Origin of the sequence: Streptomyces sp. NBC_01450 (assembly GCF_036227505.1) — a bacterium.
Taxonomy (GTDB): Bacteria; Actinomycetota; Actinomycetes; order Streptomycetales; family Streptomycetaceae; genus Streptomyces.
This window is the reverse complement of record NZ_CP109480.1, coordinates 1841535-1857228: the sequence shown is the minus strand read 5'-3', so window position 1 is coordinate 1857228 and position 15694 is coordinate 1841535. Positions and strand designations below refer to the sequence as shown.

At 70.3% G+C, this 15694-nt stretch carries 13 protein-coding genes and 3 pseudogenes; 7 read left to right on the top strand and 9 right to left on the bottom strand.

What is annotated here, in order from left to right; translation table 11 throughout:
* Positions 1 to 80: 80 nt before the first annotated feature.
* The 3 genes and pseudogenes from OG568_RS61350 to OG568_RS08440 form a co-directional block, all read left to right on the top strand.
* Positions 81 to 407: pseudogene (locus tag OG568_RS61350) on the top strand (penicillin-binding transpeptidase domain-containing protein); the annotation flags it as partial.
* Between the two features lie 193 nt (positions 408 to 600).
* Complete coding sequence (locus OG568_RS08445) at positions 601 to 1893, top strand: penicillin-binding transpeptidase domain-containing protein (protein WP_329530937.1); 1293 nt, start codon at positions 601 to 603, stop codon at positions 1891 to 1893.
* Positions 1820 to 2722 (top strand): universal stress protein, encoded by a 903-nt coding sequence (locus OG568_RS08440; RefSeq protein WP_329530936.1) that lies wholly within the window; start codon positions 1820 to 1822, stop codon positions 2720 to 2722. The genes OG568_RS08445 and OG568_RS08440 overlap by 74 nt, the downstream gene beginning before the upstream one ends.
* A 225-nt stretch (positions 2723 to 2947) precedes the next feature.
* Here the strand turns inward: OG568_RS08440 and OG568_RS08435 are convergent, their stop codons facing one another.
* Both OG568_RS08435 and OG568_RS08430 read right to left on the bottom strand, forming a co-directional pair.
* Complete coding sequence (locus tag OG568_RS08435) at positions 2948 to 3379, bottom strand: OsmC family protein (RefSeq protein WP_181652414.1); 432 nt, start codon at positions 3377 to 3379, stop codon at positions 2948 to 2950.
* Positions 3379 to 4551: a site-2 protease family protein gene (locus OG568_RS08430; RefSeq protein WP_329530935.1), complete on the bottom strand. Its 1173-nt coding sequence runs from the start codon at positions 4549 to 4551 to the stop codon at positions 3379 to 3381. Before OG568_RS08430 ends, OG568_RS08435 begins: the two co-directional genes overlap by 1 nt.
* 213 nt (positions 4552 to 4764) lie before the next feature.
* Between OG568_RS08430 and OG568_RS08425 the strand changes: the two are divergent.
* From OG568_RS08425 to OG568_RS08415, 3 genes and pseudogenes are all read left to right on the top strand, one after another.
* A pseudogene (locus tag OG568_RS08425) lies at positions 4765 to 5020 on the top strand (sensor histidine kinase); the annotation flags it as partial.
* Positions 5021 to 5175: 155 nt separating this feature from the next.
* Entirely contained in the window at positions 5176 to 5877 is a 702-nt protein-coding gene (locus tag OG568_RS08420) for a CBS domain-containing protein (RefSeq protein ID WP_329530934.1), read from the top strand.
* Between the two features lie 232 nt (positions 5878 to 6109).
* Positions 6110 to 6415 carry a hypothetical protein gene (locus OG568_RS08415; RefSeq protein WP_329530933.1) on the top strand — a complete coding sequence of 102 codons (306 nt, stop codon included), beginning with the start codon at positions 6110 to 6112 and terminating at the stop codon, positions 6413 to 6415.
* Between the two features lie 99 nt (positions 6416 to 6514).
* Here the strand turns inward: OG568_RS08415 and OG568_RS08410 are convergent, their stop codons facing one another.
* Together OG568_RS08410 and OG568_RS08405 are read right to left on the bottom strand one after the other, a co-directional pair.
* Positions 6515 to 7165, bottom strand: a complete 651-nt coding sequence (locus OG568_RS08410) for a CBS domain-containing protein (RefSeq protein ID WP_329530932.1) — start codon at positions 7163 to 7165, stop codon at positions 6515 to 6517.
* A gap of 26 nt (positions 7166 to 7191) precedes the next feature.
* Positions 7192 to 7650, bottom strand: a complete 459-nt coding sequence (locus OG568_RS08405; protein WP_329530931.1) for a Crp/Fnr family transcriptional regulator — start codon at positions 7648 to 7650, stop codon at positions 7192 to 7194.
* A gap of 357 nt (positions 7651 to 8007) precedes the next feature.
* Between OG568_RS08405 and OG568_RS08400 the strand changes: the two genes are divergently transcribed.
* On the top strand, positions 8008 to 8307 hold the full coding sequence (locus OG568_RS08400) for a hypothetical protein (protein ID WP_329530930.1): 300 nt from the start codon (positions 8008 to 8010) through the stop codon (positions 8305 to 8307).
* Between the two features lie 391 nt (positions 8308 to 8698).
* On the opposite strand, the gene OG568_RS08395 is transcribed toward OG568_RS08400, so the two are convergent.
* From OG568_RS08395 to OG568_RS08375, 5 genes and pseudogenes are all read right to left on the bottom strand, one after another.
* Positions 8699 to 11386, bottom strand: coding sequence for a bifunctional acetate--CoA ligase family protein/GNAT family N-acetyltransferase (locus tag OG568_RS08395; RefSeq protein WP_329530929.1), 2688 nt, complete (start codon positions 11384 to 11386; stop codon positions 8699 to 8701).
* 180 nt (positions 11387 to 11566) lie between these two features.
* Positions 11567 to 11851 (bottom strand): annotated as a pseudogene (locus OG568_RS08390) (hemerythrin domain-containing protein); the annotation flags it as partial.
* Between the two features lie 107 nt (positions 11852 to 11958).
* Positions 11959 to 13551: an oleate hydratase gene (locus tag OG568_RS08385; RefSeq protein WP_329530928.1), complete on the bottom strand. Its 1593-nt coding sequence runs from the start codon at positions 13549 to 13551 to the stop codon at positions 11959 to 11961.
* Positions 13552 to 13738: 187 nt separating this feature from the next.
* Positions 13739 to 14161: a hypothetical protein gene (locus tag OG568_RS08380; protein WP_329530927.1), complete on the bottom strand. Its 423-nt coding sequence runs from the start codon at positions 14159 to 14161 to the stop codon at positions 13739 to 13741.
* A gap of 41 nt (positions 14162 to 14202) precedes the next feature.
* Positions 14203 to 15417 carry a globin domain-containing protein gene (locus OG568_RS08375; protein WP_329530926.1) on the bottom strand — a complete coding sequence of 405 codons (1215 nt, stop codon included), beginning with the start codon at positions 15415 to 15417 and terminating at the stop codon, positions 14203 to 14205.
* Positions 15418 to 15694: the final 277 nt, after the last annotated feature.

Below are 15694 nucleotides of genomic sequence, written 5' to 3'. Positions count from 1 at the left end.
GGCGGTGCGGTGTCGGTGGCTGTCGCTGGGGTGGCCTTCGCCCACCACAACTCACGGCAGCAGGGGTCGCAGGTCACGACATGGCCTCGACGCGCTCCGGCGCGGCGAAGTCGGTGAACACCAGCCCGCCGTCACCGCACGAAGTACTCGCCACGGCCCAGGCGTTCCTCTCCGCCTGGCGGTCCGAAAACACCGCGAAAGCAGCGGCGCTCACCGACGACGTCACACGGGCGGGCACACAACTGGCCTCCTTCAAAAGCGGTTTGCACGCCACGGCATTGACGCTCGACTGCAAGCAGCCGGCCGGCTTCCAGGTCCGCTTCTCCGTACGTACCCAGCTGGACTACGCCGGGCAGAATCCGACGTGGGCCTACGACTCGTCGCTGACCGTGGTGCGCGGCACAGACGGTCAAGCAGTGGTCAAGTGGATGTCGTCGGTCCTCTATCCGAAGCTCACACCGGGCCAGTCGGTCGCGGTCACGCCGGTCGGCGCCCCGCCGGTCAAGGCCGTGGAACCGCCATGGCGAAGAGCTGACGGCCGCGCAGTACCCGTCGCTGGCCGGGATCCTCAGTCAGCTTCAGGCCCGGTGCGGGGCCAAGATGCAGGGCAAGCCCGGTACCGAGATCCGCGTCAGGAACGCCGACGGCAGCGCGGGACGGGTGATCAGGGTGCTCTCGCAGGGCAGGCCGGGCAAGCCGCTGCCCACCACGATCGACGCGAACCTGCAGGCCGAGGCGGAAAAGGACGTCAAGAAGCAGGGCCCGGACGCGTCGGTGGTCGCCGTCCAGCCCAGCACCGGTGACGTGCTGGCGGTGGCCATGACCCCGGCGAAGGGCTTCGACAAGGCGTTCCAGGGCACCTACGCGCCGGGATCCACCTTCAAGGTGATCACCGCCTCGACGCTGCTGGAGAGCGGCAAGTTCACCCCGAGTACGCCGCTGAACTGTCCGCAGTACTTTTCGTACGGCGGTCTCACCTTCCACAACGTGGACAAGACGAAGATCGACCACGCCACGTTTGCAGCGGACTTCGAGGCGTCCTGCAACACCGCCTTCATGTCGACGGTCCAGGTGCTGCCGGACGGCGCGGTGGAGGACGAAGCGCGCGACGTGTTCGGTCTCGGCCTGAACTGGAACACCGGCGTGCCCAGTTTCGACGGCAGTGTGCCGACGACTGGTGGCGCGTCGAAGGCGATGACGTACATCGGACAGGGCAAGGTCATCGTCAGCCCGATCGACATGGCGTCGGTGGTCGCAACCGCCAAGGCGGGAGTGTTCCGCCAGCCGGTGATCGTGCCGGCCTCCGTGGACGGCCGTCAGATTGCCCAGGCGCCTCGGCGATTGAGTGCCTCGGCCGATGCGGCCCTGCGAAACCTGATGAAGTTCACGCCCGCGATCAGGTCGCCCCGAAGCCACTCCCGTGGGCGGACGAACAGGGCGCCGAGCCCGGGCATGAGGAACGACCTCCCTGACGTCCGCCTGCCCGAGCCTTGGGCCATGAGCTCGTCCTCCGCCGTCCGCTCTCAGGATCCACCGTCGTGCAGACCGCGCAAGCCGCTCACCTCCTCCGCACCCGCACTGCCCGCCCACCGCCCCGCACGGCAGGGCCGCTCGGGGTCACGGAGACAGGCCTCCGATATCCGGCACGCCCGGTACCTGCGGTACGACCAGCGGGTGAAGGACACCGCGGCCCCGTGCACCCCGGGCCACCGCCGCTCCTGTGGGCCGGTTGGCCCCGCTCAGGGACGTGTGGCCCCTGACCTCAGCCGCGACCGCGTCATCACGCTGGAATCGAACCCTCACCCGGGAGGTGGAGACCATGTCCCGAACCGTCACCGTAGGCCTCGACGGATCGCCCGAGAGCCGGACTGCCGCCGAGTGGGCGGCACGTGAAGCCCTGCTGCGCGCCCTACCGCTGAAGATCGTCCACGTCTGGGAGCCGGTGCCCGAGTACACGGCTCACCTTCTGCACGGTTCCGAGACCGACCAGCACTGGATCGAGCAGATGACGTGCGGGTCCGCCGAGGGCCTGCGCTCGCGTTACCCCGGTCTCGAGGTGATCAGCGAGCAGCTCACGGGGACCGTGGCCGACCTCCTGTGCGAGGCGGCGGGCTTGGCAGAGCTGTTGGCGCTGGGCTCGCGGGGCTTCGGTGGGATCGGCGGGTTCATGTTCGGCTCGGTGAGTCTGTCCGTCGTCGCCCGCGTCGAGCGGCCGGTGGTACTCGTGCGGGCGGAGGAGCAGGCCGCGGACGAGCACAAGATGGACCCGACGGGTGTGCCCTCCGCTGCGGCACCCTTCCGACCCGTCGTGCTCGGCCTCGACACCGATGCTCCGGACGACACCCTGCTGGAGTTCGCCTTCGACGCCGCCGCGCGCCGGGAAGCGTCCCTGCGCGTCGTGCACGCCTGGCCCGAGCCGCCCACCTCCTTCTACCGTTTCTCCGGCGACGCCGAACTCTACGACTCTCTCGAGCGTCAGCAGGCCGCTGCTCTGACCGAGGTCCTGCGTCCCTGGCGACAGAAGTTCCCGGGCGTCGAAGTGATCGAGGCGAGCCGGTGCGGCAGCGCCGGACAGGTCCTCGTCAGCGCCTCTCACGACGCATCACTGGCTGTCGTCGGCCGGCGCATCCGCACCAGCCCCCTCGGTGTGCACATCGGCCACGTCACGCACGCGGCTCTGCACCACATCACCGCTCCGGTCGCCGTCGTGGCGCACGGCTGACCCGGCATCTGAGCGGGAGAACCCACTACGGCAGCGCTCGGCATGACGATCACGGGTGCCGGCAGCCGGCGGAACAACGAACTGCGCCCCGCCCGTGCGGTGCTGCCCCTTCACCACGAGCAGCGCGGTACTCACCGGACGATACGGCGATGCCGAGGCGAGTGCCGAACGCCACCGCGGCAGGGCGTGGCCAGGGCACTTCACCGGGTCCATTGAAGAGGCAGGTCACCTGAACTCGACCCGAATCTCGGGCGGTTGCCGCAGCGTGTTGTGCACTGTGCAGTGGTCGATCACCGCACGCAGCGCCTCGAGCCTGGTCCTGCTCAGCTCGTGTGGCAACAGGACCCGCAGGCGCACGGAGGCGACACGGGCCGGTCGGTCGTCGGCCATGGTGAAGTCCGCCAGCACACGGAGGCGTTCGCGGTCGAGGTGGTGGCGTTCCAGGAAGCGCCCCGCGTAGTAGGCGACACAAGAGGCGAGCGACACGACGAGCACTTCGACGGGCGTCGGGCCATGGTCGTCACCACCCGCATCGACGGGCTGATCGGTGATGAGGGTGTGGCCGCGCACCCTGACCGCGAAGGCCTGGCCTTCAAGTTGGCTCACCTGCACTTGGCCCGGAAGCACCGGGGTGGCGGGCGGGCTGTTGTCTGTCATCACGTCTCCTTCGGTTGTGCGGGTGGGCCGTGGTGGGGCCCGTCAGGGCCGGGCGCGCCCGGCCAGGCCAGGGCACGGGTGACGTCGGCGATGGTGAGGATGCCGACGAGGCGGCCCTCGTCGAGGATCAGCGCCCGGCGCACCGGGCTCGCCTGCAGGCGGGGGAGCAGGTCGAGCACGGGTTCCTCGGGGGCGGCCGTGACGATGTCGCCGAGGGGACGCATCACCTCGTGGACCATCGTGCTCGCCCGGACCTGGGGCGGGGTCGCGTCGATGCGCCGAAGGGTGATCACACCGGTCACCGAGCCATCGGCGGCAAGCACCGGGAACGCGGAGTGGCGGTACTGGCCGAAGGGCCCCTCGGCAAGGAGGTCGGCGAGGGTCGCCGTGGCCGGCACGGTCACCGGGTCCGGAGTCATGACCCGGCTGACCGGGACACCGCCCAGCAGGCTGCGCATCTCGGCCTGACGAGCCTCGGCGGTGGCCGCACCTATGAGGAACCAGCCGATCAGCGCGGCCCACAGACCAGACAGGTCACGCCCGTGCAGCACGGCCACGAATCCGGTCACCACCATGAACCAGCCCAGTGCCCGGCCCGCTGCCGAGGCACCTCGAGTGGCTCGCGCACGGTCGCCGGTGCGGTGCCACAAGTACGCGCGCAGCAGCCGCCCCCCGTCCAACGGCGCGGCGGGCAGCGCGTTGAAGACAGCCAGCAGAACGTTGATCGCGGCCAGCCAGGCGAACGCCTCGACCACCAGCCCGGACGCGTGGAGCGCGTCCAGCCCTGCGGCGACGCCCGCGAGCACGCCACCGGCCAGCAGGCTCGTGAGCGGACCCACACCCGCTATGCGCAGTTCCGCGGCCGGAGTCGGCGCCTCGTCATGCAGGCGGGCGGCACCACCCAGCATCCACAGGGTGATGCCGTCCACCTGGACGCGGTTGCGGCGGGCGACCACGGCGTGTGCCAGTTCGTGCGTCAGCAGGGAGCCGAGGAAGACGACCGCGGTCAGCAGGGCGAGTGCCCAGTACGCGATGGCGGAATGGCCCGGGTGGGCATCGGGAAACCGGCCGCGCGCCAGCGCGACCGTCACCAGGGCGACGATGACCAGGACACTCCAGTGCAGGCCGACCCGCACGCCGGCGATCCGGCCGAGGGACAACGTCTCGTTCACGAAATCTCGCCTCACCCTCCGACTGGCGCCTCGGCCGTCACGCGGGCGGACGGCGCCGATCTCCCTAAGCCGGGAGCAGGTCCGCAGCACCTTCATCGTCCGGCGGCGGTTGTCTCGCGGGGAGGGGCCGATCAGCTCACACCAGGGACGACCGGCCCGGGCGCTGCCGCGGCTCCTCTCCAGGGAGCGGACCACCCGTCGTGCCAGGGGTAGCACGCAGTGGCTGTGCACCCCGAGGCGCTCACCAATATCGCCCGGCGCGCCCCAGGCCGACCGGGCCACGTGGCCCTGACAACAGATGGCAACGAGGTGTTGCTGACGGTATCGGACAACGGCGTGGGCATCCCACCCGATGGCCACGCAGTGGGCTGCGCAACATGGCCGAGCGGGCGGAGCATTTGGAGGTCGACTCAAGGTGAGCAGCCCCGACGGCCGTGGCACGATGTTGGCCTGGCGGGTCCCGCTGCCCGCGATCCAGGCGCCGGGGAGGCTGAAGGCGAGCAACAATCCAGGTCGATCCCGCACAGGGACCGAGGGACGGGCCACTCGGCCCATGCCTTGAACGGGTTCGGGGCCGCAGGCTGAAGGTGTCGTAGACGGCATCCGAGCCTTCTGGAGGACTCCATGGACGGCAATCCGACCGTCGTGAACGACGTGATGACCCACAGGGTCGTCGCCCTGCGCACGGGAGCGGCCTTCAAGGACATCGTGAAGACCATGCGGGAGTGGCGGGTCAGCGCCCTCCCCGTGCTGGATGACGCCGGACACGTGCTCGGCGTCGTCTCCGAGGCCGACATGCTGCCGAAGGAGGAGTACCGCCGAGGCGACCTCGACCGGGCCGGGCAAGTGCAGCGTCCCGCCGACGTGCACAAGGCGGGCGCGGTGACAGCCGGCGACCTGATGACCGCCCCGGCCATCACCTTGACATCCGACGCCACTCTCGCGCACGCCGCACGCGTCATGGCGCGCAACAGGGTCAAGAGGCTGCCGGTTGTTGACCCTGACGGTGCCCTCAAGGGCATCGTGAGCCGCTCCGACCTGCTGAAGGTGTTCCTGCGGGACGACGCGGACATTGCCGAGGAGGTCCAGCGTGAGATCGTTCTAGGCCTCTTCGGTACACATGCCGAAGCGGTCCGGGTCGAGGTGCACGACGGTGTTGTGACATTCGGTGGCCGGGTGCACGACACCGCGCTCGTCCCGCTCGCCGCCCTGCTGGCGCGGGCGGTGGAAGGCGTGGTGGACGTGCAGTGCGTGCTGACCGGTCCGCCGCGACATCCGGACCTCGATCCTGACCTGCCGGACCCACAGCGAGCGGCCCCCGCCTGACGACGGGCGGCGCCCGGCGAGAGGAGGTGGCGACCATGATGCGGACACCTCCCACGACGGTGAGGCGCGCACGGCTGTGGCGCTGGCGGCGGAACCCGCTCCGTCGGCACAGTGATGTCGTCGAGGCCTGGATCGTGCTCGCCGCCTGGATCTGCTCCCTCCTCCTCACCGACGACGCGCCGAGAGACCCGCTCGGAGGGACTGGATACGACGACGGCCGGGTGTGGGCCCCGTGCGTTGGAAGGCAACGAACGGAGACGTGCACACCGACCTGGCGAAGGTGTTTCCGGGCGCCCCGGTGGGCACCCGGATCACGGTTTGGACGGACACCTCCGGCCGGATGGTGTCCGCACCCGTCACGGGGACCGCCGCAGCGCTGCAGGCAGGCCCGACCGGCGCGCTCGTCGCCCCGGCGACCGGTGCTGCTGTCTGGGCAGCAGGGTGGGTGGTCCGCACCCGGCTCATCCGGCAGCGTATGGCCGAATGGGGCCAGGAATGGAAGCAGGTCGGACCTCAGTGGGGGAACCTGAGCGCTTGAGCGGGGGTAGGCAGACGCTGAACAGCGGGCTCTTCCACACGGCATGCTGTCTGTCAACGCTCGCAGGAGCCGGGCCAGTTGTTCTCATGGCGAGGGCCACTACTCATCGGCCGCGGTGAGTCGGCAGTCCACGTCCACCACGCCCTCGACGCCCCGCACGAGGCGGACGGCGAGAGGAATCCGGGTGGCGTCCGGCACTCGTCCGGTCAGCGTCGCGACGCCCTCGGTGACCATGATGTGCACGGGTTCGACCGGAGCGGCGAAGAGGAGGTCGACCACGTCGCGGCGAATCTCGTTGGCAAGATCATTGTCCCGGCGCAGGAACACCTTGAGCAGGTCCCCGCGGCTGACGACGCCCTCAAGCAGACCCTCGGCGTTCACGACGGGCAGTCGCTTGACGTGGCGCAGGGCCATGATGCGGGCTGCTTCGGGGAGCGTCGCGTCGGCGTGGACGGTGACGGCCGGGGTGCTCATGAGCTCCTCCGCGTTCATCGCCCCGGCCTTGGCCAGGTCGGGCAGCCGGCGCAGCTGGGTGAACCGGTCCGGATCGCTGTCCCGGAACTCCTCCTTGGGCAGCAGATCGGCCTCCGACACCACCCCGATCACCCGGCCGTCGCCCTCCAGCACGGGAAGGGCACTGACCTTCCACTGCTCCATGCGCTCGACGATGTCCTTGAACAGAGCCTCGCGGCCCACCGCCACGACGGCCCCCGTCATCACGTCACTCACTCGATGCGGGCTACTGTGCATGCTGTCCTCCTCGCAGGGCCGGGTGGTCACGTCAGGCCACCGCTGCCGTACGGGGCGTAAAGGTCGAGCAGCCGGATCCGGGAGGCGTGCAGCCGCTGGGCGACCACGCGCCCGACCCAGACTGCGATCGCCCGGCCGAACTCGGGGTCCTCGGCGCACATCGCCCGGACCGCCTCGGCGTCGAACTCCCAAGCCCTCACCGGGCTCATCGCTTCGGCGCCCAGGTGCCAGGTGTACGGCGGGAAGTGCCAGGACCAGCCGACCAGTTCGCCGTGACCGAGCGATTCGATCACGGCGGGGTGGCGGCCGGGCACGTGCAGGTCCAGGGCGACGGTCCCGGTACGGACGATCCAGAAGCGGTCGGCGCGCCGACCCTCCTCGAACAGGCGGGCCCCGGCCTCGAAGGAGACTTCGCGGGCGAGGCGTAGCAGCCGTTCGCGGTACTCGGCCGGCAAGGCCGTGCCCATGGTGGTCGCGGAGGTCATCGAACCGGCTCCCTTCATGGTTGCTGATGGTTCCTGCTTTCAGCGTGGGCGCGTCCGTGCCCCGCCGCCACGGGGCGCTCGGATCCGACCAGGGCCTTTCGGCCCATGGGACCCGGTGTTCGGCGACCCGCACGCCGGAAACACCCGCTGTGGAGGGAGAGCCACCATGAACGTCTCCACGCGTATCGCGTTCGTCGCCGTCGGCAACCTGTCCCGGCACGACCAAGGTGGGCGGCGGTGCTGGCCCGCCTGCGCGAGAGGGCGCTGGAGGGGCCCTTCCCGCCCGGCACCGGCCTCTCGGAATGTGACCTTGATCCAGAGCGGCTGATCAGGTCGTGGGACCACACGGAGCCGACTGTGATCCTGCATGCGGTGCACACCCGGCCGAGCCACCCGGGCCGGATCCATCGCCTCGCGCCGGGCGCCCGCCGACCGGCCCGGTCAGGGCGCTCGGCCCGCGCGGACTCGGTGAACCCGTCGAGGCGGCGTGGGGAGCTGAACCGGCTTCCCGGGCACCTCGTGGCGTACGCCGTCGAGACCGCCGACACGTCACTCGGATCGGGATTTTCCCCATCTGTGGCCGTCGCCGCCGTCGACATCCTCGTCACGACGCGAATCGAGGACGAGAACGTCCGGCACCGGATCGCCGCTGCTTGAGGAGCCGCCGACCCGGTCACGGCAATGAAGGACGGGAAGGGCCATCCACTTCTCGCGGATCCGGATTGCGCGGTGCGCGGCTGCCGGCCGCTTCCCCGCGTCTCCAACGGGTCCCTCCCGCCACTACCAGCACACCACGGGAACCGCCGGTCCGCCAGGGCCGACCGGCCCCAATCCAGTGACATGGGTGAGGAGTCGAGAACATGACCACCGCGATTCCCGGGCCTGCAGCCCGGTCGTTCGGCGGGCCACTGCCCGTGCTGCTCACGTTCCTCGGCGGTGTAGGCGGTGTAGGCACGGTCACACCGATGACCTTGTTGTCCTCGTCGGTCATGACGGCACCGATCTTCGTTGGCATCATGGCTGGTCTCCTTGAGCTGTGCGGACCGGGTCAGCGCAGCCGGCGCAAGTACGGGTCGTGGGCGTGGCGCGGAACGAGCCGCACGCGGGCATCGAGCGTCGTGATCCCGTGCGGCCCGGCGAGCACCGGGTTGAGATCGGCCTCTGCCAGCTGCGGCAGCTCCGAGGCCATCCGCGACAGCCGGTGCAACAGCTGCTCCAGAGCACCCAGGTCGGTGGCGGGGCTGCCGGCGTAGCCGAACAGCAGCGGGGAGCAGCGGGGTGAGGTGAGCAGGTCGTGAGCGTCGAGGTCGGTGAGTGGGGCGAGCCTGGCCGCGTGATCGGCGAGCAGCTCCGTGGCCGTACCGCCGAGGCCGAACACTACGAGTGGTCCGAAGACCTCGTCCTGGACGACTCCGGCGAACAGTTCGGTACCGCGTTCTGCGAGCGGCTGGACGACCACTCCGGTCATCCGGTCGCCGAACCGGGTGACGAGGTCCCGGTGGGCGGCCCTGACCTGGGAGGCGTTCTGCAGGTCGAGGTGGAGGGCGTGCTGCTCGCTCTTGTGCAGCAATCCCGGCCAGTGGGCCTTCATGACGACTCGTCCGTCCGGCCCCGCGAGCCGTTCGGCCGCGACGACGGCCTCCTCCTCGTCCCGGGCCCATGCCCAGGTAATCTGCGGGATGCCGTAGCAGGCGAGGAGCGCCGCGGTCGCCTGCGGATCGAGCCAGCCACTCTCCGGACTGCCGTCCAGATACGCGGCGACGAGGTCGCGAGCACGGCCTGTCTCCACCCCCGGCAACTCCGGTACTGAGCCCGGCAGTCGGGAGAGCCAGTCTGCGCGGGTGGCGGCGTGGGCCAGAGCGCGGGCGGCATCCTCTGCGTCCGAGTACGCGGGGACGGCGGTCTCGTCTGCGGCCGGCAGCAGTTCGACGCGGGCCGCCTGGGCGGGCAGGACCGTGACGACCGGGCGGGCGAGCGGGCCAGGGGGCGAGGTCAGGGCGCCTACCAGGTCTTCGCCGGTGGCTGCCGCGACCGCTGTGGGGACCAGGCTCACGAGAACGGCGTCGACTGCGCCGTGCCGGGCCAAAAGGCCGATGCACGCCCGCAGTTGCTCCTCGCTGGCGGCCGCCGTGACGTCCACGGGGTTGGTCGCGGTGGCGCTGTCCGGGAGCAGGGCGAGGAGTTCGTCCACCAGATCGGCGGCGAGCGGCGGGATAGCGAGTCCGGCTTCCGCGCACGCGTCGGCGGCCAGTACGCCGGCCCCGCCCGCGTTGCTGACGACAGCGACATTCGGACCGTGGGGCAGCGGCTGGGCGTGCAAGAGGGCGGCGGTGTCGAGGAGTTCACCGATGGTGCGGGTGGCAGTGACACCGGCCTGGGTGAACAGGGCCTGTCGGGTCATGGTCGGGGTGGCCGCCGCCGCGGTGTGCGAGGCGGCGGCGCGCCGCCCGGCCTCCGACCGGCCGGCGTCCACGGTGAGCACCGGCATCGAGCGGGCCACCCGTCGGGCGGTGCGGGAGAAGGCGCGGGGATTGCCGAAGGACTCCAGGTGCAGCAGTGCCAGGTCGGTGTGCCCGTCGCTCTCCCACCACTGGAGCATGTCGTTGCCGCTGACGTCGTACTTGTCGCCGAGCGAGACGAAGGTCGACACCCCGATGCCGAGCCGAGCCAGGCCGTCCAGCAGTGCGATGCCGACACCACCGGACTGCACGGCGACTCCGGCGGTGCCTGGTCCGGGATGGCGGGCGGCGAAGGTCGCGTCCAGGCATACGCCGTCCTCCGTGTTGGCCAGCCCCAGGCAGTTGGGACCGGCCAGCCGCATGCCGTAGCGCCGGCACGCGCTCATCAGGCCCCCGGACTGGTGCGCGTCCAGGTCCGCGGACACCACGAGCAGGGCGCCCACGCCCGCTTTCCCGCACTCCTCAGCCACTTCGGCAACGGCCGCGGCCGGTACGGCGATCACGGCCAGGTCGGGTGCCTGCGGCAGGTCGGCGACGGACCGGTAGGCATGCACGCCGGCGATGGCTCCGGCCTCGGGGTGTACGGCGAAAACCAGCCCGGTATAGGAGCCGGTGCGGATGTTACGCAGGATCGCCCGCCCTACGGAGCCAGGCCTACGGCCCGCACCGATCACGACGACGGCCCTTGGCTGCAGCAGCGGCTGCAGGCTGACGACGTCGGCGACTCGCCCCCGGGCCTCGACGGCGCTCAAGTAGGTGTCGTCCTCGGTGAGCTCGACCGTGCAGTGCACCTCGGGGCCGTCGAAGTGGCGGGTGATGCGCAGTCCGAGGTCGTGGAAGACCTTCAGCACGTCACGGTTCTCGGACAGGGCGTCTGCGCTGAACGCTGTCACGCCTGCGGTACGGGCCGCGTCCGCCAAGTGCTCCAGCAGGAGGGTGGCCACACCGCGGTGATGCCAGTCGTCGGCGACGGCCACTGAGATCTCGGCGGTACTGTCTGGCGGCAGGACCTCGTATTCGGCCAGGCCCACCAAGTGTCCCTCGCACTCGGCGGCCAGCGCGCGGTAGCCGGGCCTTTCGCCCGCGGCCACCCGGTCGGCGGCCTGCCGAGGGGAGGCCGGGCTGACGTAGAAGAACCGCAGCCGCAGATTCTCCGGCGACATCTTCTGGTACAGCCGGAGCACCTCTTCACGATCCGCCGGACCTGCCTGCCGTATGCGAACGGTGGTGCCGTCGGCCAGCAGGGCATGCACCGGGACTTCCTGGATGCCAGTCATGACGAACTCTCCCTCCGGCGATTCCGCCTTCAGCGTCCTCCGGGAGGTTCCGGCCAAACAGGGGCCGACCGGGCACTGCGCCGGACCGAGTGGCCCTCCTGAGAGAGGTTCTGTCACAGCACGCTGTGGCGCCATCGGTGCCGACGTGGCTCCGGCGGGAGGCTGTGGGCTGCGGTGTCTTTACTGGGCCAGCGGGAAGTGGTTTTCCTCCTCCTGTGTGAAGTGAAGACGCAGGACGGTGTGCAGTCCGTACAGACAGGAACGCAGGTCGTCGAGCCGGCCGGGGGACAAGCCGCCTTCGGCGTGAGCCAGCCGCAGGTGGATGGCGATGCGGCGGGAGAGGCGTTCGATCTCGGTGTGGGCACGGCTCATGGTGGCTGTCGCCTCCGGCCCGCCCAGGGCGGGCGCGAGCGCGGGGTAGAGCTGGTGCTCCTCGGCGTGCTCGTGGGGCAGCGGCCGTTCGGACGGCACGGGACGGTGAGGCTGTGTCCGGCCGCCCTGGAGTCCCCAGCGGACTCGGCGGCTCCCTTCCCCGCTCGCGGACGGGAGCGCATCGGTGATCACGCCTTGAGTTACCGGCGGTGCATGGTCTCCAGCGCGGCGGTCAGTACGTGGGGGTCGTGGTGGCCCTTGTAGACCTCCGGGGGGCGCTTGTCCAGGTTCAGGAGCTGCGCCACCGCCGTCCAGGCGGTTCGCACGGAGTACTCGACGGTGAAGACGACATCGTCGGGCACCTCGGCGAACTGCCCGATGAAGGCGAGGTTCACCGATGCCTCGGGTACCACCTGGGGCCGGTCGGTGCGGCGACGAACCAGGAACTGGCTGGTGATGTACGGCATCACACAGGGCACGACGGTGGAGGTGTCCAGGACTCGGGCCGCTGTCTGCTCGTCGAACGGGAGGTGGTGCAGGACCTCTTCGAGGATCTCACGGCCGGAGCACATGGTCATCGGCTTGGGCGTGTGGTTGCCCGCACGGCCGGGGAACAGGCCGTAGCCCCACCAGACGGAGACGTCCTCGGGCTGGTCCCGGTAGACGGGCTGTCGGTTGGCGACGATGGTGAGCAGCCAGTTGGAGTCGGTGAAGGTCATCAGGCCGCCCTTGCCGGCCGGACGGCCGCTGAACTCCTCGAGAGCCTTCAGAAAGGCGGGGTCCTTCGCGGTGACCGTGAACGACTCCCAGCGGGACGCCTTCACGTCCTTGTCGAAGACGGCCGGGTCGCCGAAGTCGTCGCGTCCGCGGGCCAGCCGGTGCCACAGCAGCCAGGCGTCCGAGCGATGCGGAGCCGACGGGGGCGCGGAGGTGTGCGAGCCGAGGCTGGAGGCATCGGTCATGGACCCGTTGGTGACGAGGACGAGGTCCTCGGGCGCGACGGCGATCTTCTCGTCGTGGCCGTCCCGGCTCAGGTAGAGAATCTCGACCGTGCCACTCTCGACTCCCGGGGTGAACCCGAGGTCGATGACACGGTAGCCGGTGTGGACGGTGACACCGCGCTCGCGGAGCCAGGTCGTCAGCGGCCGCACGATGGAGTCGTACTGGTGGTAGCGGGTCCGGTGGATGCCCGACATCGTGGCGAACTCGGGGAAGAGGTGGATGAAGCGCCTCAGGTAGCGGCGGAACTCGATCGCGCTGTGCCAGGGCTGGAAGGCGAACGTGGTGCACCACATGAACCAGAAGTTGGTGGTGAAGAAGTGTTCGCCGAAGCAGTCGGTGATCCGCCTGCCGTCCAGGCGCCCCTCGGGGGTGGCCAGGCAGCGGACCAGCTCCAGCCGGTCGCGCTCGGAGAATCCCATCGAGGTGGTGTCGAGGATCTTGCCGTCCCCGTCGACGAGACGGGCGATGTCGTCCCAGGCGAACTCCTCGTGTCCGGCCAGGATCTCCTCGGTCACGGAGACGGAGGGATCGTCGAGGGTGGGGATGCCGGACAGCAGGTCGTACGTGCAGCGGAACTCGGCCTCGAACATCCGCCCACCGCGCATGGTGTAGCCGGTGTCCGGCGTGCCGGCCGCGTCCAGGCTGCCGCCGATGGTCCGCTGTTCCTCGAAGAGGTGGATGTCGGATCCCTGGAATCCGCCGTCGCGGATCAGGAACGTGGCAGCGGCCAGTGCCGCGATCCCGCTGCCCACCAGATATGCCTTGGCCATCACACAACTCCTCGTCCTCACAGGTCGGTCGGGAACCACTCGTCCCACGGTCTCCCTCGGACAGGGCTTCCGCAGTGGGCCGTTGGTCACCTCATTTGGTCCGGACGGCCCTCGAAGTGGGATTCGGCGGTGTCCGCCCACGGGCGGAGGACAGGACGGCGGCCAGGTCGGTGGACCGTCACTGACCGGGCTTGTCCTCACCGCGGATTCATGCCGTGCGGGAGTCCTCCTCCGCGCTGCCGGACTCCGTGGCGGGACGCGACTGTCGGCTTCCGCCGCGCCACGGCGGGGCCGTCGTCCGGTGGCCGTTCTCCCAGGCCTGGGCGGCCTTGTCGGTCTGGCGGCGCAGCCGGTCCTGGAGCCGGTCGACGACCTCCGTACCCGAAGCGTCCTCGGCCACGGCGACCACCTGGTGACCGCCGACATACAGGTCGGCCGTGGCCGACCACGGGCGGTCGGCGTGGTGGGTGGCTGCCCGCACGATGCGCACCTCGCCGGTGACGGCGGGCAGGCCCGGCCTGCTCACGACGGCGTCGATCTTCGTACGGGCGTACGCCAGGGTCTCCTCGTCCACGGCGCCATCGGAGCGCACCCGAATCATGGGCGTCGCCTGGGTGTTGTCTGTGGTCATGCGGGGTTCCTCCTTGGGGACATCAGAACGTTCGGTGCGGTTCAGGCCGCGGTGCCGGGCAGCCACAGGTCAGGCCCGAAGACCTCGTAGCGGATGCGCCGTGCGGGAACCCCGGCGCCCAGCAGTTGTCCGCGTACCTCGCGCATGAAGGGGAGCGGGCCGCACAGGAACACCGTCGCGTCGTCGGGGAGTTGGGTCTCTCTCAGGTCCATCAGGCCGATGCGGGCATCGGTTTCTCCCGGTCCGGATCGCTCGTACCAGAAGAGGGCGCGGGATCCCGGCAGTTGGCCGAGGAGGTCACGTGTCTCGGCGTGCAGGGCGTGGTCGGCGGGGGAGTGATCGGCGTGCAGGACCAGTACCGGGCGGGCCGAGCCGTGAGCGGCGAGGTGTGCCAGGATGCCGGTCATGGGAGTGCAGCCGATTCCCGCGGAGACCAGGACGAGTGGGGTGGTGGCGTCGGCCGGCTCGTCGAGGAAGACGTCGCCGAACGGCGTGGACAGCGTCAGCACGTCCCCCTCACGGATGTGGTCGTGCAGCAGGTTGGAGACCTCGCCGTCCGGCCCGCCGGCGTCACCCGTGACACGCTTCACGGTGATCCGCCGCAGTTCTCCGTCCGGGTCCGAGGACAGGCTGTACTGACGCAACTGGTGGATTCCGTCGGTCATGCGCACGCGTACGCTCACGTACTGTCCCGCCCGAGCCCGCGGCGCCGGCTCGCCGTCCGCCGGGCGGAGCAGGAAGGACACGACGTCCGCGGTCTCGGTGCGGCGTTCGACGACCGTCCACTGCCGCCAGATCTTGCCGGGCTGCACCCCGGCGGCCTGGTAGAGGCGGGCTTCCTGGCTGATCAGGGCGCCGGCCATCAGCCAGTAGACCTCGTCCCAGGCGGCCGCCACCTCGGGTGTGACCGCGTCGCCGAGGACCTCGGCCATCGCGCCGAACAGGTATTTGTGCACGATCGTGTACTGGTCCTCGGTGACGCCGACGGCCGTGTGCTTGTGCGCGATCCGGGCCAGCAGTGTGTCCGGGCGGGTGTCCGGATTGTCGAGCAGGGCAGTTGCGAAGGCGGCGATCGAGCCGGCCAGGGCGCGGCGCTGGGCGCCGCTGGCCTGGTTGCCGCGGTTGAACATCCCGTCGAGCAGTTCGGGCCGGTCGTGGAACATCGTGTCGTAGAAGCGGGTGGTGATCTCGTCGAGCGCCCCAGCCACGGTGGGCAGGGTGGCCCGTACGAGAGCGGCGGATTCTGTGGACAGCATGGAACCTCCCGGAAAGGGCGGATGAAGGGGAAAGGAGCCGCATCGCGTCGGGGCGGCGGTCTTCTGTGCAGCAGGCACTCGGAGCGCGTTTCGGCGGCGCTTGGCGGCAGTGGGTGAAGAGGGGCCGAAGGGCCCATCACCTCGGGCGCATCGGCCCCACCGGGTCTGTGTGGCCGGGGTCGGATGGCGCTGTGGCGCTGCCTCCTCGGCCCCCGCCACGAGGCCCGCCCGCACGGTCGCTTGAACACGCCGGGCCTGGTCGGTTCATCGGAGCGGC